At 59.5% G+C, this 19290-nt stretch carries 18 protein-coding genes and 1 tRNA gene; 16 read left to right on the plus strand and 3 right to left on the minus strand.

What is annotated here, in order from left to right:
• Positions 1-20 precede the first annotated feature (20 nt).
• From KVT38_RS29290 to KVT38_RS29320, 7 genes are all read left to right on the plus strand, one after another.
• Positions 21-1316, plus strand: a complete 1296-nt coding sequence (locus tag KVT38_RS29290; protein WP_217597295.1) for a hypothetical protein — start codon at positions 21-23, stop codon at positions 1314-1316.
• Between the two features lie 128 nt (positions 1317-1444).
• Positions 1445-1735, plus strand: a complete 291-nt coding sequence (locus KVT38_RS29295; protein WP_483298201.1) for a hypothetical protein — start codon at positions 1445-1447, stop codon at positions 1733-1735.
• A 2-nt stretch (positions 1736-1737) separates the two neighbouring features.
• Positions 1738-6015, plus strand: coding sequence for an LPD38 domain-containing protein (locus tag KVT38_RS29300; protein ID WP_217597296.1), 4278 nt, complete (start codon positions 1738-1740; stop codon positions 6013-6015).
• Between the two features lie 46 nt (positions 6016-6061).
• Complete coding sequence (locus tag KVT38_RS29305; RefSeq protein ID WP_217597297.1) at positions 6062-6559, plus strand: phage holin family protein; 498 nt, start codon at positions 6062-6064, stop codon at positions 6557-6559.
• Entirely contained in the window at positions 6552-7322 is a 771-nt protein-coding gene (locus tag KVT38_RS29310) for a DUF1906 domain-containing protein (RefSeq protein WP_217597298.1), read from the plus strand. Before KVT38_RS29305 ends, KVT38_RS29310 begins: the two co-directional genes overlap by 8 nt.
• Positions 7323-7443: 121 nt before the next feature.
• Complete coding sequence (locus KVT38_RS29315) at positions 7444-7653, plus strand: hypothetical protein (protein ID WP_217597299.1); 210 nt, start codon at positions 7444-7446, stop codon at positions 7651-7653.
• On the plus strand, positions 7650-8060 hold the full coding sequence (locus KVT38_RS29320) for a hypothetical protein (protein ID WP_217597300.1): 411 nt from the start codon (positions 7650-7652) through the stop codon (positions 8058-8060). Before KVT38_RS29315 ends, KVT38_RS29320 begins: the two co-directional genes overlap by 4 nt.
• Before the next feature lie 191 nt (positions 8061-8251).
• Here KVT38_RS29320 and KVT38_RS29325 read toward each other — a convergent pair whose 3' ends face one another.
• The gene (locus KVT38_RS29325) at positions 8252-8479 is read right to left on the minus strand and encodes a helix-turn-helix transcriptional regulator (protein ID WP_368859177.1); all 228 of its coding nucleotides are present in this window, start codon (positions 8477-8479) and stop codon (positions 8252-8254) included.
• A gap of 65 nt (positions 8480-8544) precedes the next feature.
• Between KVT38_RS29325 and KVT38_RS35655 the strand changes: the two genes are divergently transcribed.
• The gene (locus tag KVT38_RS35655) at positions 8545-8763 is read left to right on the plus strand and encodes a helix-turn-helix domain-containing protein (RefSeq protein ID WP_217597302.1); all 219 of its coding nucleotides are present in this window, start codon (positions 8545-8547) and stop codon (positions 8761-8763) included.
• 188 nt (positions 8764-8951) lie between these two features.
• Here KVT38_RS35655 and KVT38_RS29335 read toward each other — a convergent pair whose 3' ends face one another.
• Together KVT38_RS29335 and KVT38_RS29340 are read right to left on the minus strand one after the other, a co-directional pair.
• Complete coding sequence (locus KVT38_RS29335; protein ID WP_217597303.1) at positions 8952-9515, minus strand: GNAT family N-acetyltransferase; 564 nt, start codon at positions 9513-9515, stop codon at positions 8952-8954.
• Between the two features lie 87 nt (positions 9516-9602).
• A tRNA-Gly gene (locus tag KVT38_RS29340) sits at positions 9603-9676 on the minus strand.
• A 139-nt stretch (positions 9677-9815) separates the two neighbouring features.
• On the opposite strand from KVT38_RS29340, the gene KVT38_RS29345 reads away from it, so the two are divergent.
• The 8 genes from KVT38_RS29345 to KVT38_RS29380 form a co-directional block, all read left to right on the plus strand.
• Entirely contained in the window at positions 9816-10730 is a 915-nt protein-coding gene (locus KVT38_RS29345) for a HEAT repeat domain-containing protein (RefSeq protein WP_217597304.1), read from the plus strand.
• A gap of 110 nt (positions 10731-10840) precedes the next feature.
• Entirely contained in the window at positions 10841-12130 is a 1290-nt protein-coding gene (gene tig / locus KVT38_RS29350; protein ID WP_217597305.1) for a trigger factor, read from the plus strand.
• Between the two features lie 202 nt (positions 12131-12332).
• A complete protein-coding gene (clpP, locus tag KVT38_RS29355; protein WP_090115565.1) occupies positions 12333-12923 on the plus strand; it encodes an ATP-dependent Clp endopeptidase proteolytic subunit ClpP in 591 nt (196 codons plus the stop codon).
• Positions 12924-12934: 11 nt separating this feature from the next.
• On the plus strand, positions 12935-14191 hold the full coding sequence (gene clpX / locus KVT38_RS29360; RefSeq protein WP_217597306.1) for an ATP-dependent protease ATP-binding subunit ClpX: 1257 nt from the start codon (positions 12935-12937) through the stop codon (positions 14189-14191).
• Positions 14192-14284: 93 nt separating this feature from the next.
• Positions 14285-15418 carry a flavodoxin-dependent (E)-4-hydroxy-3-methylbut-2-enyl-diphosphate synthase gene (ispG, locus tag KVT38_RS29365; protein ID WP_217597307.1) on the plus strand — a complete coding sequence of 378 codons (1134 nt, stop codon included), beginning with the start codon at positions 14285-14287 and terminating at the stop codon, positions 15416-15418.
• Positions 15419-15602: 184 nt separating this feature from the next.
• Positions 15603-15977: a four-helix bundle copper-binding protein gene (locus KVT38_RS29370; RefSeq protein WP_217597308.1), complete on the plus strand. Its 375-nt coding sequence runs from the start codon at positions 15603-15605 to the stop codon at positions 15975-15977.
• Positions 15978-16109: 132 nt separating this feature from the next.
• Complete coding sequence (gene lonB / locus KVT38_RS29375) at positions 16110-17900, plus strand: ATP-dependent protease LonB (RefSeq protein ID WP_217597309.1); 1791 nt, start codon at positions 16110-16112, stop codon at positions 17898-17900.
• A gap of 175 nt (positions 17901-18075) precedes the next feature.
• Positions 18076-19290, plus strand: a 1215-nt coding sequence (locus tag KVT38_RS29380; protein WP_217597310.1) for an LON peptidase substrate-binding domain-containing protein, incomplete at its 3' end; no start/stop codon positions are given.

A 19290-nucleotide genomic window follows, 5' to 3' on the forward strand; every position in this document is an offset into this window, starting at 1 on the left:
TCACGAAAGGAGCGATCACCATGGCCGTTGTCCCCGATCCGACGAAAGTAAAGACCGCCACGCAGAAAAACGGTACGTCCACGGCGGCCGCTGCGGGTGTTGTCCCTAATCCGGCTTCGAACGCAGTCGCAGGCACGAGCGCGAAGACGGCTGTACCGGACCCATTCGCCCAGTATGGCGGCAAGGAGAAGTATGCCGCCAGTCAAAACGAGCGTTGGCAAGCAGCGAACCAGAGCAACAATACCGAGCTGATGGGGAAGCTGATCGCCGACTCCAAGCGCGCCGGGTACACGCTGAATCCGTACAGCGCGCCAGCAGCGCAGCCGTCACCGGCAGCCGCAGACTACTCGGACTGGAAGACGCGGACGACGGACCTATTCAACAAATACGCAGATCTCGCGTCCGGTTCATTCCAATATGACGCAAATACCGATCCGAAGTACTTGGCACAGCAGCAATTAGTGAAGCAGCGTGCAGGCGTAGCTTCACAAAGCGCGATGGAGGATTTAAATAGCCGGGGCATTCTGAACAGCTCTGTCACGGGCTCGCAGCTCGCACAAATCCAGCAGAATGCCGAACAGGAAGCGCTGGCTTATGTCCCGCAGTACGAAGCGATGGCCCGCCAGGACTATCAGGACAAGCTGGCAAACGCCGGCAACCTGCTGAACATCGCGCTCGGCCGCGAGGATACGGCGTACAACCGGAACTATCAGACGCAGCGTGACGCGCGTGCCGATTCGGTCGATGACCGGAACTATAACCGAGGCGTACTTGAATCCGATCGTGCGTTTGACCGAGGCGTGCTGGAGTCGGACCGCTCTTACGAATATCAGAAGGCCAGAGACGTGATCGCGGATAAGAACTACCAGAAGACGTTTGACGAGAATGTCCGTCAGTTCGGCCTGACTTACGGACTGCAGAAGGCGGCGCAGGATCATCAGATCGACAACGACGCGGCGCAATTGCTCCTTGCCCAAGACGACAACGATCGGCAATGGTCGCAGCTTGATTGGCAGATGAGTCAGCAGCCGGCAAATAAGTCTGGTATGAGCGCAAACGATGTACTGTCTAACGTGAAGAGCCTTTACACGGAGCCGGTTTATACAACGGAGAAGGACATGCTTGGCAACGTCACGCAGAAGCAAACAGGTGAGCAGCTCACGAAAGATCCTGCCAAGCGTGAGCAGATGTTCCTGAACGTCGTGGACTCAGGACTGACAGATTTGGAGACGAATCAGGTGCTGGCCGGTCTCGGTATGACGAAGCAGGAGATCGATCAGTATAAGAAAAAGTACGGGGCGACCTCGGGAAACTGAGTAGCCCCACGGCCTCGGCTAGTGGGGCGACACTCAACAAGACACTTGGCGGCGCTTTAAGCGGATACGGCGACGTATTTGCTTCGGTTGGAGCGAAGTACGGAATCAGCCCCGCGCTGCTGGCTGCAATCGCTGTTCATGAGACCGGCAACGGGACCAGTTCGGCGGTAAAGGGCAAAAACAACGTGGGCGGCATGATGAAGAGCGGCGGCGGCCTGATGAGCTTCAGCAGCCTTGAAGAAGGCATCGACAAAATGGCATCCAATCTGAAGCGTAACTATATCGACAAGGGTCTGACGACGATCGAACAGATCCAGAAGAAGTATGCACCGGTCGGTGCTGCAAACGATCCGAACGGACTAAATAAGAACTGGATTAACGGAGTTAACAAGTACTATAAAATGTTCTCGGGGGGATAGGGATGTCGGAATTCGATAACGTACGGAGGCGGGCGCAAGGGGCTGCGGCGAGACAATCCGTCAAGGATCGATTAGCTGGTACGGTCTCGCCAAGCGCTGCGCCTGCCAGCGAGTACGACTCGATTCGTAATCGGTCCGTGGCGCCGCCTGATCCGGTCGCCGTGACCGTGCCGAGTGCTAACCCGATGAGTGCTCCGACTACGGTAACGCCGATCGACTTCATGCATGCCCAACAGGCGGCCATTGTGAACCCGACGTTCGGCGTTACGCCGCAGGCAAAACCGACGGCGCAAGCAGCACCCTCGAACGATCCGGGCGCGAAGGAGCTGGCCGTGCGCGACGCTTCCCGGGCCGGAGGGCCGAAGCTGCTGCAGAAGTTCGGGCATGCCGTAGACAAGTTCCTTCTTACGACCAAGCCTGGCCGTTTCATTACGGGATTTAACCGCGGCGCCGAGGAGACGCTGACGGGCGTGCAGTCCGCGTCCCCGGACGTCGGCGGCAAAGGCGCGTATATCGCCGGCTCTCTCATTGGCGGCGCGGCGATCAACCCGGCAGCACTCGAGCAGTCGCTGGTCAAGGGCGGCTACGATCTCGCGGCAGGCGCGCTGTCGACGAGACTCGGCAGCAAGGCCGTCGGCAAACTGGGGCAGGTCATTGAAGGCGCGCCGGGTATCAGCGCTCAGACAGCGCAGCGGCTGGCAGAGACAGGCGCGCGAGGGGCAATCGCCGGCGCCTATCAGAACGTCGGCCTGTCCGCAGCCGCTGGTCATACGAGCGCGCAGGAGCTCGGCGAGGCGGCTGCGCTTGGCGGTGCGCTCGGCGGTGTCGGTGACGCTGCTGTCAGCGGTCTTGCGTCAGTCCTGCGTCGGTATCGCGGTTCAGCGTCCAATCCGGAGACGATCGACAAGATCCTTGCGCTGCCCGAGCCGCGCACACGCGGCCAGGTGAACGGGGCAGAGACGCCGGACGTGATTAACGTGCCAGAGAGCGGACCACGAGGGCTACCGGAGCCGTCCGCCGAGGAAGCGGCGCGCTGGCGGAATATCAACGAATCTCAGGTCGAGGTTGCCGCGATCGACAACGAACTGCGTGCGCTGGAGTCGCGCTACCAGCAGGCGGTGAACGATCAATATAAATTCTTGAAGCAGTCGATGGCCGATCGCGGCGGCGTGGAACAGGGCGCGCTTCTTCGAGACGAAGCTGGCGACGTCACTGGACGCCTTGGCCGCCAGTCGAATAACCCGGAATGGTATCAGGAGTTCTTCCGGACGAATGGCCGCGCGCCAAACAATAAAGAGCTGTACGCGCTCGCGAAGCAGCATGTCGACGAGGGCTTCACGGATGGCGGACAGCAGCTCCCGAGCTGGAAGGCGGAGAACGGCTACGACGAGACGGTCGCAGCGTTGCAGCAGGTCAAGGGGCAGCTTGAGCAATTCCAAAGGGAAGCCGCGCCGGCTACTGCACAAGCAGCCGCACCGATCAGTACGCCGATGCGCGCACCGGGCGTCGAACCGATCCCCGGCACGGGACGTACAGGCGTGGAGGTTGCAGCGCCCGTGGCGGAACCTATCCCTGTCAGCTCGCCGAGCGTGGAGCCGGCCGTACCGAACCAGCTTGCGCCGGATCCTGGTCCGCTCGGGTTCGCCGCGAATGCGAAAGGTGGAAAGTTTACCAATCCGGCGGACACGCGGACGTACATCGAGACGAAGACAACCCGGGAGCCGATCGATATATCGGGCATGGCCGACGAGTTCTACCGCCGAAACGTGGACAACTTGCAACGGATCAACCAGCTCGACAAGTACGTCGAGAGCATAACGGGCAAACCGCTACCTGCAGACCAGCGGGCGTACGTCCAAGCGCTTAACACGCGAGGTAATGACGTAATCGCCAAACACATCCTCACGGAACAACTGGTGGATGCGAAGGGCAACGTCATCGGCGAGCCGCTCAAGGATATCACGAAGCAGATCCCGCGGCGGTCGTATACAAACTTCCTCGACTACCTGATCGCCCGGCATGCTGAGACACGAATGGCGCCAGGACGAGATGAACGTGTGTATGACCCTCGGACGGGCATGACGCTGGAGAAGGTCGCGGACAAGATTCGCATGTATCAGGACACCTATCCGGAGTTTGAGGGGATCGCCAAGCAGCTCTACGAGTGGAACGACAAGCTCGGGCAGGCTTGGCTCGTCGATACCGGCATCATTACACCGGAGACCTGGAAGGCTTGGAAAGAAGCGAATCCGTATTGGGTGCCGAACAAGCGGTATTTTTCCAAGCTCGAGCAGAGCGGCCGTCCGCCTGGTAAAGCACGCCGCGGCTTTTCCGGCCAAGGCAGCCCGGTCAAGAGCTATTCGCCAACCGGTTCGGAGCGCCCGATCATCGACCCGATCGAATCGATCATTGAATACGTCGACAAGTACGTGAAGACGGCCAAGCGCAACGAGGTCATGCAGACCGTGATTCAGCACTTAAACAACGAGCCGGAAGCGCTGCAAGGCTTTGCTGAACTGGTGCCTGAGAATCAGAATATGCACCAGTCGTCGATCGCGGCGATGAACAAGCTCATCAAGGACGAGGGCATCGAAACGTTGCTGGAGAAGCTGGACGGCGAATTCGAGGCGGCGTACAACAAGAATCAGAAAGAGCGCGTCGCAGGCCGCGGCAACATCGTGACCGGTATGATTGCGGGCGAGCCTGTGCAGGTCCAGGTTAACGACATCCCACTGCTGGAGGCGCTGGCGAATCTGTCGCCGCAGACGTCGAACGCGGTAGTCGAAGCCGCCCGCAAGGTGACCAACGCCATGAAGCTGCTCACGACCGGCGTAAACCCCGTGTTCAGCTTGACGCGGAACATCTGGCGGGACATTCCGACTGCATACATCTTCAGCAAGACGACGAACAACCCTTTTACCTTCGCCTGGGATTTGCTCGACGGCGTGGTCAGCACATTCGGTAACAAGGAGCTGTACCAGCGGTACAAGGCCGTGGGCGGCGGTCACAGCAGCCCTGTAGCGGCGGACCGTAATCTGCTCAGCCAGGCCAAGCGTGAACTGCTCCCGCAGAATAAGAAAGGCATGGGGCTTATTCCGAGGGCTTATGGCGCGCTGGAGAACCTGTCGAACGTCATCGAGTCGGCGCCCCGCCTGGGCGAGTTCAAACGGGTTACGCAGGCAGGCGGCGACAGCTACGCAAGCCGGCAGGAAGGGTTATTTCTAGCGAACGACCTAACGACTAACTTCAAGCGCAAAGGCTCTACGATCAAGGATGCTGACGCGTTCCTGCCGTATCTGAACGCTGCTGTGCAAGGGCTCGACAAGACGATTCGGGCATTCAAGGATAACCCGGGCTCGGTGTCAGCGAAGGCGTTCCTCGCGATTACGATCCCGACGATCGTGCTGTATGCCATCAACCACAAGCGGAAGGATTATCAGGAGTTGTCCAACTACACGAAGGATAACTTCTTTTTAATTCCTACAGGCGATAAACAGTTCATCAAGATTCCGCGGCCGCGCGAGCTCGGCATCCCGTTCGGCGCGCTGCTCGAGCGCACGATGCGGGCATGGGCCGACGAGGATCCGGAGTCGTTCCGGGACTTCTCCGACACGGTGACGACGGCGTTCTCTCCGCCTGGCATCCCCGCGAAGGAGCTGGCAAAGGGTGACTTCATGGGCGCTGCCATCGCGCCCGTTCGTGATACAGTGCTCGGGCCGCTCGTCGATGTCGCATCCAACGAGAACTTCGCCGGCGCGGCGATCGTTCCGCAATACTTGGAGGGCGTGTCACCGCGACTGCAGTTCGACGCCAACACCTCCGAGGTCGGCAAGAAGATCGGCAACATTCTGAATGTATCCCCGAAGCAGGTTGATCACCTGATTCGTTCATATACCGGCGTGATCGGGCAGCTCGGCTTGCCAGCATCGTCGACCGGCGCGACCATTGGAGAGACGCTCGGCAAGCAGGTGACGGCGGACTCCGTGTTCAGTAACGATGCATCGGGCAAGTTCTACGAGCTGAAGGACAAGCTGGACACAAAGTACAACGACATCAAGGCAACCGGCAATGTACCAGAAGGCTATAACGATGGGCTGCGGAAATACATGAATTCGGCGGCTGATCAAATCAGCGACGTGTCCAAGGCGATCCGCGCTGTCGACAAAATGATCATGTCGAGTGGCCAGAAGAAGGAAAAGAAGCGAGAGCTTACGGCACTCCGGAATCAGATCGCGCAAGAAGCGTACGAGAAGGTCCGCGACGTGATGAAGCAAAAATAATGGAGGGCTCCGCGGCTGCGGGGCCTTTCCTCATGGAGGGGATCTTTTGAAAGAGAATATCTTCGCAGCGTTGGTATCCGGCGCGACAACGATCATTACAGTAGCGCTGGGCGGCTGGGACGCAGCTCTGCGTATACTTGTCGTGCTCATGGTGGCCGACTACCTGACGGGCGTGCTGGCTGCATTCCGACGCAAACAGGTCAATTCAGAGGCGATGTTTTGGGGAGGGATTCGCAAGGCGGTCGTGCTGGGCGTGATCGCCATTGCCATCCTGCTCGACGACCTGGTCGGCAATACAGCGCCAGTGTTTAGGCTACTGGCGTTGTATTTTTACATCGCGCGCGAGGGTCTGTCCGTCGTGGAGAATCTTGGCCTGATCGGCGTGAAGCTTCCTAACTTTATAAAAGACGTGCTCGAGCAGCTGCAGCAGAAGGCGGAAGGCACGACAGCGCCGGCGCCGCTGCAGGTATTGGACCAGCCGCTAGGCAAACCGGTCTCGGCTGCGGATGCCGCGGAGAAGAAGGGAGACGTTTCGAATGTCTAAAGGTATTGACTGCGCAACGCCGCTCACGCCAAAGACAGCTGCCGCCGTGGCCGCTGCCGGCTACCAGTGGGCAGCCCGGTATCTCGTGCCTGCCGGGTACAGCAAGCGCCTGGCGCGCGCGGAGGCGGTCGCCATCACGGCAGCCGGCATGCAGATCGTGAGCGTGTACGAGACGACAGCCAACCGCCCGCAAGGCGGCGCGCTGAACGGCAAGAAGGACGGGGCGGCAGCGTACCTGGAGGCTCGCGCCATCGAGCAGCCAATCGGCAGCGCGATCTATTTCGCCGTCGACTACGATGCGCAACCGAAGGACTACGATCTGATCGAGGATTACCTGCGCGAGGCCGCCTCGGAGATCCCGGGTTATCAGGTCGGCGTGTATGGCTCGTATGCCGTCATCGAGGAGATGGCGAAGCGCGGCGCGGCCAAACACTTCTGGCAGACGTACGCCTGGAGCCGGGGCAAGCGAAGCGCGCATGCGAATCTGTACCAATACAAGAACGACACGCGCCTGGCCGGCATCGGCGTTGACCTGAACAAGTCGTACGGCTCAGAGGGCTGGTGGAACACGAAGCCAATCGCTGCGCCGCAGCCGGCCGCGCCCGAGATCGTGCCGAAAGTCGTCCGCTTGGTCGGTAACGAGGTCATTACGACCGGCGAAATCGTGGATGGGCGGCTGGTGGCCCCGATCGCGGATGTGCTGAAGGCAGCCGGCGTTCCGTTCACGTACGACAACGATACCAAAAAACTTTACCTGCTTTGATATTCCGCCCGGGGGCTTCGGCTCTCGGGCTTTTTTATTATCTGGTAGTTGTCGCCTATTGATTAAGAACGTACGTTCTGGTTAATATAAGAACATAAGTTCCCAATGGAGGCGAACACGGATGGATGTTTCGAAGTACATCAGCCGATCTGTCGAAATGATCTACGAGGACCAACAAGGGAAATTCACGCAACGATCCATGAAGGTAGTAAGCGTGACCGACAACACGGTTTCTGCCTACGATCTGACCAAGCACGCGCCGCGCAGCCTGCTCGCCGATCGCATCCTTGCATGTCGGCCACTGCCGGCACAGGGGCGTGACATCTCATGACGGCCGAAGCGGAGGACCTGCAGCTCATCCAGGAGCATATCGAGATCATGACGCTTGTGGAGATGGCACGGGCGCAGCATGAGGACGCCAAGGGTACGCGTAGCGGTATTACCAAGATAGTAGGAAGCTTTCTCCAGGGCGAGCTGGAGCGGTCATTGGATCGTCTGAAGGCGCGGCGGATTTGGATCAAAGATAAGCCGGAGCGCTCCGGGCTCAAATTGCAATTTACATATTCGATCGCGGGCAAACGTGGCTTGTACGAGATCGAGCGCGCGACGCTCCGGGCCTACATGACGGAGAGAGTGGAGGACTATTCGGACTTGATCATTAAGGTGCAGATTCCGAGGCCACCACTCGAGGTTAAATACGCCAAGGATAAGCACATGTACATCCAGCCTAACCCTTAGCATAAGCGAAAGCCCCGACGCCTAATCGCCGGGGCTTTTATGTAAGATAGCTACAAAATTAACAGGAATAAAATACCACTACAAAAAGCGCGCGGTTCGACAGCATCTGACATTGTCTCGGTTTATCATGGGAATTACACCCATTGTCCCACTATGGGGTGACATCCTGAACGAGGAGGCGAGTAGACAATCTACTCATCAGCCGATTGCGCCCAAATCAACTCGTGAAGATCTTTAGGCTCGCATCCCAGGATCATGGCCGCTTGTATTCCTTGGGCGAGCGTGAAGTTCTTCTCGCGTAATTTGACCTTGGTTATAAACTGACGGGACAGCCCCATTCTTCTGGCAAGCTCAGCTTGGTTTATCCCCGCCCGTTTACAAAGGTACGTCAATCGGCTGGCCCCCAGTTGCAGGGTCACAGCCAATGTTAGGACTCCTTAAGATTTTATCGACCAAATTATAACATACCAAAGGGGCGTAGGCGATGGGAGGCAGTATAATAGAAGAAACTGATTTATTGAGCGCACGCTTGCAATCCGGTTACTCCATTCAAACGGCTGCAAAGAGTTTGGGCGTTACTGATGATGAGCTGGAGGCGTATGAAGCCAACAGCGAGTCAGTTCCAGTTAGCGTTGCTGTAAGAATGGCTCGTTTGTACAGGAGATCGATAGACAGCATCTGTTTTCGATCCAGTGATAGATAAAATACACGTTTAGAATTTTTTGCACGGATTTTGCACCGACATAGTAAGAATCGTTGATGCATCGCGGTTTTTTGGATATATTATACGTCCTCTTGGGACGCCAGTTTTATATTAAACCATAATTCCCCGTTGGCCTCATCCGTGAGGTCGGCGGGGATTTTCATGCGCACGGACGAATGGGCGCTTGGTCAAGCCAGCGCCTTACGCATATGCCAGTACGGATGGCCGTTAATGCGAATGAGCTTGTCTTCCTCGAAACCGAGCCGGGCGTACAGGGCGCGAGCGCCATCCTTCTCGACGTCCACGTTGAGCCCGAGCGCGACATACCCTTGCGCGACCGCATCCAGCTCGGCGCGGCGGATGAGCGCCTTGGCGAATCCGCGGCCTTGGTAAGCCGGAAAGACGGCGACGGCATCGATATAATATTCGTCCTCGTCCGCTTCCCGGTCCTGCGGGTCTTCTCCGAAGCCGGCTTCGCGGAGCCGTTCGGCGATCGGCGCATAAAGCGCATCAGCCTGATCGCCGCCGTAGCACAGGATGGTGCCGGCGGGTTCGCCCCCTTCGGCGACGAGGAGCGTATGGCGCTCGGCGCTGAACCGGTTGCCCGGCGTTCGGTAGTATTCGGCGAGCTTGGCCAGCACAGCCGCCTCCGTGCGCTCGCCGGTGAGCCTGTAGGCGATATCTTCGATGGCCAGCAGCACCAGCCTGGATACCGCTGCCGCGTCGCCGGGGCCGGCGGATCTGATCTGCATCGCGCGTGTCCTCCACGTTCCAATTTTAAATCCAAGTCAAAATAAAAGAGCCTCTGCGGCAACAGAGACTCTGGTTGTACGTAGGTTTGGAGCGGGTGAAGGGAATCGAACCCTCGCCTCAAGCTTGGGAAGCTGGCGTTCTACCATTGAACTACACCCGCATAGCAGTAGTATAATAGCACAGCACGGCAGCGCGATGCAATGCGGCGCTTTTTTATTTGCTACGCCTTCATGATATAATTCCTGAATCGGACTGATCAAGCAAGCACTCGGACAGCGATGGAGGAAGGGGTTCGCGGCGTGTCGGACTTCACCGGGGACAATCTGGTCTTGTTTCCCAAGACCTTGGACTACTATCAGATACAATTGACGCGCATGCTCGAGACGGAGCGGTACGGGGAGGCCAAAGGCCTGCTTGACTTCCTGCTTCAGTGCGGAGGCGAGGCGGAGAAGCATCACACCGAATGGCAGGCGCTGCTTGGCTGGCTGGAGGCGGCTTTTCCGGAGGCCATGGCAACGGGAGTGCCCGGGGAAGCGGCGGAAGTCGCCGAGGAGGAGGACGAGGACGCGGATACGGTCCTCAGACAGCGCGTGCTCGGGAGAGCGGCGGAAGATCCCGCCTATTTGCAGCGGCTCATCTCCATTTTATTCGACGACGAGGATCCGGAGCAGCAGCTGCTCGCGCTGGGCCAAATGACGCATCTCCCCGGACCCGAAGCCGAATCCGCGCTGCGGCGCTGGCTTTCCGAGCGGGAGCACCATCCGCTGGTGCAATTTCGCGCGCTGCAGCTTCTTCGCCGATTCGGAGCCGAGGGGACGGCGGTCATGCTGAGGGACGGCGAGGCGTTGACGCTCGAGATCGACGAGACACCGCTGTCGTTCGAGGAGTTTCCGCAGTCGGTGCTCGAGGTTCCGGAGCGGCTTAGCCGAATGGCCGAAGTGTCGGACCCTGCGCTATCCTACTTTGCGGACGAGATGTGGCGGGAATGCGTGCAGGCGGCGTACGGCTCCAACGTCTTCAAATGGATGATGGAAGCCGACGACGGCGCCTCCGATCTGTGGGCTGCGGCGCTTCACCAGCACCTGCAGGAGAAGCTGCACGGCCAGACGGGCGACGAGTGGACGCGGGAGCAGTACGGCATTACGGGCGAGCTGAGGTTCCGGTACGAGCAGGCGCTGCGCTGGCTGCGAATGTACGGAGCGGATAAGGTATGATCCGAACCCGTTTTTGCCTTGAATTCGTTGCCAGTCTTGTTCTATAATAAAATGGTTTATGTCAATCGGCCGCATCGGGCGGCAAGACGTCTTCGGAGGGATTGAATATTATGCAAGCAAAATGGGAAAAAATAGAGAAGAACCTTGGCGTTCTGGAGGTCGAGATCGACGAGGCGCAGGTCGCCGAGGCGCTTGACAAAGCCTTCAAGAAGGTCGTTCAAAAAGTAAACGTACCCGGTTTCCGCAAAGGCAAAGTGCCGCGCGGCATTTTCGAATCCCGCTTCGGCGTCGAGAGCCTGTACCAGGACGCGATCGACATTCTGCTTCCGGGCGCATACAGCGAAGCCGTCGAGCAGACGGGCATCGTGCCGGTAGACCGTCCGGACGTGGACGTCGAGCAGTTCGGCAAGGGGCAGTCCTTCATTTTCAAAGCTAAAGTTACCGTCAAGCCCGAAGTGACGCTGGGCGAGTACAAGGGTCTTGAGGCTCCCGCAGCCGATACGGAGGTCAAGGAAGAAGAGATTGCGGCAGAACTCGAGCGCCTGCAAAACCGCCATGCCGAGCTCGTCGTCGTCGACGAAGGCCCCGCGCAAAACGGCGACACCACGATCATCGACTTCGAAGGCTTCCTGGACGGCGAACCGTTCGAGGGCGGCAAGGGCGAGCGCTATTCGCTAGAGTTGGGTTCCGGCTCCTTCATCCCGGGCTTCGAAGAGCAAGTCGTCGGCCTGAACATCGCCGAGGACAAGGACATCAACGTCACGTTCCCCGAGAACTACCAAGCCGAGAACCTGGCCGGCAAGGACGTCGTGTTCAAGGTGAAGCTGCACGAGATCAAGCGCAAAAACCTGCCCGCCCTGGACGACGAGTTCGCGAAGGACGTCAGCGAGTTCGACACGTTCGACGAATACAAAGCGGACCTGACGAGCAAGCTGAAGGAGCGCAAGGAAAAAGAAGCCGAAGCCGCCAAGGAAAACGCCTTGATCGACAAGGCCGCCGAAGGCGCGGAGCTTGAAATCCCGGAAGCGATGATCGAGTCCGAGATCGACAGCATGCTGAAGGATTTCGAGAGCCGCCTGCGCATGCAGGGCATGACGCTGGATCTGTACTATCAGTTCAGCGGCCAGGACGAAGCGGCGCTGAAGGGCCAGATGCGTATCGATGCCGAGAAGCGGGTCCGCAACAACCTGGTGCTCGAAGCGATCGCGAACGCCGAGAACCTGGAGATCTCCGAGGAAGAGCTGTCCGCCGAACTGGACAACCTCTCTGCGATGTACAACCGTTCCGCCGACGAGCTTCGCACGATCTTCGGTTCCAACGGCTATATCGACACGCTTAACGCCGACCTCAAGGTTCGCAAGGCCGTCAAGTTCCTGGTCGAGAACAGCAAGACCGCATAATCGCCGAAGGTCCCACGACGATACGTCGGCCTCCGGTTCATAAACATGGGGCACGTGATCATCGCGTGCCTCATTTTTAACCCTACATATGCTCGGAATATGCCCGAACCGCGCGTCTTTTTCGCCGACATGACATTCGGGTATGAACATGTTAGAATATTACCGAATCGCGAAGTCCATTTCAGAAAAGAGGTTGGCGCGTATGGCATTGGTCCCTATGGTCGTTGAACAGACTAACCGCGGAGAGCGGTCTTATGACATCTATTCGCGGTTGCTGAAGGACAGAATCATATTTCTAGGCAGTGCGATTGATGACGATGTCGCCAATCTCATCATGGCCCAGCTGTTGTTCCTCGCCGCGGAAGACCCGGAGAAGGACATCCATCTTTACATCAATTCCCCTGGCGGTTCGGTCACGGCCGGCATGGGTATTTACGATACGATGCAGTATATCAAGCCTCCGGTGAGCACGATCTGCGTCGGCATGGCCGCGAGCATGGGATCTCTGCTGCTGACGGCGGGCGCTCCCGGCAAGCGCTTCGCGCTTCCGAACAGCGAGATCATGATTCACCAGCCGCTCGGCGGCGTGCGGGGGCAGGCTTCCGATATCAAGATTCATGCCGATTGGATCGTCAAGACTAAGGAGAAGCTGAACAAGATCTACGTAGACCGGACCGGGCAGCCGTACGAGAAGATTGAGCGCGACACCGACCGCGACAACTTCATGAGCGCAGACGAAGCGCAGGCTTACGGACTGATCGACAAGGTCATCTCTTCTCCGACCAACGTATAAGGAGTGATTCCATGTTTAAATTCAACGACGAGAAGGGCCAGCTGAAATGTTCCTTCTGCGGCAAGTCGCAGGATCAGGTTCGCAAGCTGGTAGCCGGACCGGGCGTCTATATATGCGACGAGTGTATCGAGCTGTGCACGGAGATCGTCGAGGAGGAGCTCGGGCACGAGGAAGAGCTCGATCTCAAGGATATCCCCAAGCCGATCGAGATTCGCAATATTCTCGACCAGTACGTCATCGGCCAGGAGCAAGCGAAGAAGTCGCTGTCCGTCGCCGTTTACAACCACTACAAGCGGATCAACTCGCAGAGCAAGATCGAGGACGTCGAGCTGCAGAAGAGCAACATCATGCTCGTCGGCCCTACGGGCTCGGGCAAGACGCTGCTTGCGCAGACGATGGCCAAGATTTTGAACGTGCCGTTCGCGATCGCCGACGCCACTTCCCTTACGGAAGCCGGCTACGTGGGCGAAGACGTCGAGAACATTTTGCTTAAGCTGATTCAAGCCGCCGACTATGACGTAGAGAAGGCCGAGCGCGGCATTATCTACATCGACGAGATCGACAAGGTCGCCCGCAAGTCTGAGAATCCGTCGATTACCCGCGACGTATCCGGCGAAGGCGTCCAGCAGGCGCTGCTCAAGATTCTCGAGGGTACGGTCGCTTCCGTGCCTCCGCAGGGCGGACGCAAGCACCCGCATCAGGAGTTCATCCAGATCGACACGACGAATATCCTGTTCCTGTGCGGCGGCGCGTTCGACGGTCTCGAGCAGATCATCAAGCGCCGGATCGGCAAAAAGGTCATCGGCTTCAGCGCGGCCCTCGAAGGCCAGAAAGAGCTTAAGCCGGGCGAATATTTGTCCCTCGTTCAACCGGAGGACCTGCTGAAGTTCGGCCTGATTCCCGAGTTCGTCGGACGTCTGCCGGTCATCTCTTCGCTCGAGCCGCTCGACGAAGCCGCGCTCGTGCGCATTCTGTCCGAGCCGAAGAACGCGCTGGTCAAGCAATACCAGAAGCTGCTCGAGATGGACAACGTCAAGCTCGACTTCGAGCAAGGCGCGCTCGAAGAGATCGCCCGCGAAGCGATCAAGCGCAACACGGGCGCCCGCGGCCTGCGTGCCATCATCGAAGGCATCATGCTTGAGGTGATGTACGAGGTGCCGTCCCGCGACGACGTCAATTCCTGCGTCATCACGGAGAAGGTCGTGCGCGACAAGATCGCTCCCGAGCTGACGAACAAGAAAACGAAGAAAAAAGAAGAGAGCGCATAAAGCGCCTCTATTCCGCTCAAGCTCCACCCCGCCCCCTCGCGAACGCCGTGCGGAGGCGGGGTGGACTTATGCCTTTACGGGGTGAACTGAACCATGTATTTGCGTACGGATACCGTGCCGGTCCGCGTCGGCAACCTGACGATCGGCGGCAACAATCAAGTCGTGCTGCAGAGCATGTGCACGACCAAGACGGCGGACGTCGCGGCCACCGTGGCCGAGATCAAGCGTCTCGAGGAAGCCGGCTGCCAGATCGTTCGCGTGACGGTGAACAACAAGGAAGCGGCCGCCGCCATCAAGGAGATCAAGAAGCAGATCAGCATTCCGCTCGTCGCCGACATTCACTTCGACTACAGGCTCGCGCTGCTCGCGATCGAGAACGGCATCGACAAAGTCCGGATCAACCCGGGCAACATCGGACGCCGGGAGAAGGTCGAAGCGGTCGTCAAGGCGTGCAAGGAGCGGGGAATCCCGATCCGAATCGGCGTCAACGCCGGCTCGCTCGAGAATCATTTGCTGGAGAAGTACGGCTATCCGACCGCCGAAGCGATGGTCGAGAGCGCCTTGTTCCATATCGGTATTCTGGAAGAACTGGATTTCCACGATATTATCGTTTCTCTTAAAGCATCCGACGTTCCGATGGCGATCGAAGCGTATACGAAGGCGGCCGAGGTGATCAAATATCCGCTTCACCTGGGCATTACCGAAGCGGGGACGCTGTTTTCGGGCACCGTCAAGAGCGCGGCCGGACTCGGCGTGCTGCTGAACGCCGGCATCGGCAACACGATGCGCATCTCGCTCAGCGCGGATCCGGTCGAAGAGATCAAGGTCGCGCGCGAGCTGCTCAAGACGTTCGGCCTGATCACGGACGCGCCGACGCTCATTTCTTGCCCGACCTGCGGCCGGCTCGACATCGACCTGTTCTCCGTGGCCAACGAGGTCGAGGAGTACTTGTCCAAGCTCAAGGTGCCGATCAAGGTATCCGTGCTTGGCTGCGCGGTCAACGGTCCCGGCGAAGCGCGGGAGGCCGATATCGGCATTGCGGGCGCCCGCGGCGAAGGCATGCTGTTCCGCTACGGCGAGATGATCCGCAAGGTGCCGGAGGCCGAGCTCGTCAGCGAGCTGAAGAAGGAGATCGACCATATCGCGGCGGTGTACGCTGAGACGGGCGAGATTCCGGGCCGCAAGCCGCATGCGCCGAAGCCCGGCGTCGCGGCCGGCACCGTATAAGATTTCCTTTGAATGCGCGCCGCCGCAAGCGGCATGAAGAAGTCCTGCTATCCGGCGGGGCTTCTTTTGCATCTTCGGGCATGAGGCGGTTTCAATCGTATGGGCGGCATCTGGGTAAAAAAAGAAGGTGGAGCCGTGACACCCGCATTTTGATACCTGCATCGAGAAGGAGGAATGCGTCATCATGACCGAAGCGACGATCAAAAGCATGGAATCCTGCATCGAAGACTGCCTCGCCTGCGTAAAGGCCTGCAACGCCTGTTATGCCGCCTGTCTGGAAGAAGCGCATATCGATAAGATGCGGGATTGCATCCGGCTGGACCGGGAATGCGCAGACCTATGCGCGTTCACGGCGCAAGCGATGACGATGCGCAGCAGCTATCGCGGAGAGCTCGCGCTGCTGTGCGCCGAAGCTTGCCAGCGCTGCGGAGAGGCTTGCGCGATGCATGAACACGAGCATTGCCGGCGCTGCGCAGAAGCGTGCTTCAAATGCGCCGAGTCTTGCGTGGCGATGGCGCGCGAGCTGAGCGCGCTTCAATCGGATGCCGCGCATGTATAATGCGCCTGCTGCCAACCTCATCCTCGCATGACTATATCCGCCTCCAACCGGGCAATACTAAGAATTATGCTGCCAGCTTGCCGGTTGGACGGGCGTGGGAATCCACGACGCTAGTAGAGAGGATGAGGTTATATGGCACTGGGCACCGTGTTGATGCTCGTACAGGTGTTTTTCGCCGTCGTAATCGGGATTTACTTTTGGAATCTGCTCCGCAATCAGAAAACGAACAAGACCGCCGTCGACCGGGAGTCGCGCAAGGAGATGGACAAGCTGCGCAAGCTGAGGTCCATCTCGCTCACGAAGCCGCTATCCGAGAAGACGCGTCCTGTCTCGATGAACGATATCGTCGGACAGCGCGAAGGCCTTCGCGCGCTTAAGGCCGCGCTGTGCAGCGGCAATCCGCAGCACGTCATTGTGTACGGGCCGCCGGGCGTCGGCAAGACGGCCGCCGCGCGCGTCGTGCTGGAGGAGGCGAAGAAAAACCCTTCGTCGCCGTTCAGGCTCGAGGCGAAGTTCACGGAGATCGACGCGACGACCGCCCGCTTCGACGAGCGCGGCATCGCCGATCCGTTGATCGGCTCGGTTCACGATCCGATCTACCAAGGCGCGGGCGCGATGGGCGTCGCCGGCATCCCGCAGCCGAAGCCGGGCGCGGTCACCAAGGCGCACGGCGGCATTCTGTTCATCGACGAGATAGGCGAGCTGCACCCGATCCAGATCAACAAGCTGCTTAAGGTGCTCGAGGACCGCAAAGTATTCCTCGAGAGCGCCTACTATCATGCGGAGGATCCGAATATTCCGCTCTATATTCATGATATTTTCCAGAACGGGCTGCCCGCCGACTTCAGGCTCGTCGGCGCGACGACAAGGTCGCCGAGCGAACTGCCGCCCGCGCTGCGCAGCCGCTGCATGGAGATCTACTTCCGGCCGCTGCTGCCGTCCGAGATCGGCGAGATCGCGCAGAACGCGGTCGCCAAGATCGGGCTGCCCGCCGACCCGGAAGCCGTCGAGGTCGTCAAGCACTATGCGACCAACGGCCGCGAAGCCGTCAACATGATTCAACTGGCGGCAGGTCTTGCGCTGTCGGAAGGTCGCCAGCGCATCGCGGCCTCCGACCTCGAATGGGTCGTCAACAGCAGCCAGCTGCCGCCGCGTCCGGACCGCAAGGTGCCCGACAAGCCGGCTGTGGGCTTCGTGAACGGCCTGGCGGTGTTCGGGCCGAGCATGGGCGCGCTGCTCGAGATCGAGGTGACGGCCATCCCTGCGATGCCGGGCAAAGGCGTCTATACGATCACGGGCGTCGTCGAGGAAGAAGAGATCGGCGGCGGGCAGCGCACGCTGCGGCGCAAGAGCATGGCGAAGGGCTCGGTCGAGAACGTGCTGACCGTGCTTCGCGCCTTTAACCTGCGGCCGGAAAATTACGACCTCCACATCAATTTCCCCGGCGGGACGCCGATCGACGGACCGTCGGCGGGCATCGCGATGGCCGTTGCGATCGCTTCGGCGATCACCGGACAGCCGGTCGACAACAAGCTCGCGCTGACGGGCGAGATCAGCATCCACGGACGCGTGAAGCCGGTCGGCGGCGTGCTCGCCAAGGTCGAGGCCGCTTTCCAGTCGGGCGCGGACACGGTGCTCATTCCGAAAGAGAACTGGCAGGCGATCTTCGAGGGGCTGCAGGGCGTCAAAGTCGTCCCCGTCGAGACGGTGGAGGAAGTGTTCGTTCGTGTGTTCGGGCCGGCGCCGCTTCGTCTGCCCGGCGAGCTGGAAGCCGCGGAGCGTCCGATTCCGGCAGACGGCTACGCCGCCGCCGCGCCGCTGTCGATCCTTCATGCCGGCTCCCCCGCAGCCGCGAATCCGACCGAGAACGTGCGCGCTTCGCTTCACGGAGACGGCCGCCCCGCTCCGGGTGCAGGCGTTTAAGCTTGATAGGCCGAGTGCCGCAACGAGCGCCGTCCTTCGGGCGGCGCCGCTGTGTTTTTTGCGGCGCGCTATTTCTTTTGATACAATGACTGAAGGGTTAGCCGCCGGCTGATGGCAACCCTAACCATACCGGGCCACGCCGCACAGCGGCAAGGCTTGAGGAGGTGCCGTCCTTATGGCTTCGAACAAGACGAAGAGCCGTTCACTGCCTTTGCTCCCTCTACGCGGGCTGCTCGTCTACCCCAGCATGGTGCTGCATCTGGACGTAGGCCGCGAGAAGTCGATCAAGGCGCTCGAGCAATGCATGATCGACGATCACATGATTTTGCTGTGCTCCCAGTCGGAGATCAATATCGAAGAACCCACGCAGGAGGACATTTACCGCATCGGTACGATCGCCAAGGTCCGGCAGATGCTGAAGCTGCCGAACGGCACGATTCGCGTGCTGGTCGAGGGCGTCGTCCGCGCGGAGATCGAACAGTATTTGCCCAATGACGGCTTCTACGAAGTCGTCGCCCGGGAGCTCCCGGAGCCCGATTCGAACGATTCCGAACTGGATGCGCTCATGCGCGCGGTATTAAGCCAGTTCGAGCACTATATCAATCTCTCCAAGAAGGTCACGCCGGAGACGCTTGCCGCCGTATCCGACATCGACGAGCCGGGCCGCCTGGCCGACGTCATCACGAGCCACCTGTCGCTCAAGATCAAGGACAAGCAGGAAATTCTCGAGACGGTCGAAGTGCGCAGCCGCCTGGAGAAGCTTCTCGACTTCCTGAACAACGAGCGCGAGGTGCTCGAGCTCGAACGCAAGATCAGCCAGCGCGTCAAGAAGCAAATGGAGAAGACGCAAAAGGAATACTATCTGCGCGAGCAAATGAAGGCGATCCAGAAGGAGCTCGGCGAGAAGGAAGGCCGGGCAGGCGAGGTCGAGGAGCTGCGCAATCAGCTGGGGGAGAAGAAGCTCCCCGAGAAGATCGCGGCCAAGGTCGAGAAGGAAATCGACCGCCTCGAAAAAATGCCGGCTTCGTCCGCGGAAGGCGCCGTCATCCGCAATTATATCGAATGGCTGCTTGCCCTTCCGTGGAACAACTTCACGGAGGATCACCTGGATCTTGCGAAGGCCGAACAGATCCTCGACGAGGCGCATTCCGGACTTGAAAAGCCGAAGGAGCGCGTGCTCGAGTATCTTGCCGTTCAGCAGCTCGTGAAAAAGCTGAAGGGGCCGATCCTGTGTCTCGTCGGCCCGCCGGGCGTCGGCAAGCCTTCGCTCGGCCGCCCGATCGCCGCATCGCTCGGCCGCGAGTTCGTGCGCATCTCGCACGGCGGCGTCCGCGACGAAGCCGAGATCCGCGGCCACCGGCGCACATACGTCGGCGCGATGCCGGGCCGC

This window comes from Cohnella sp. GbtcB17, assembly GCF_019091135.1.
GTDB lineage: Bacteria > Bacillota > Bacilli > Paenibacillales > Paenibacillaceae > Cohnella.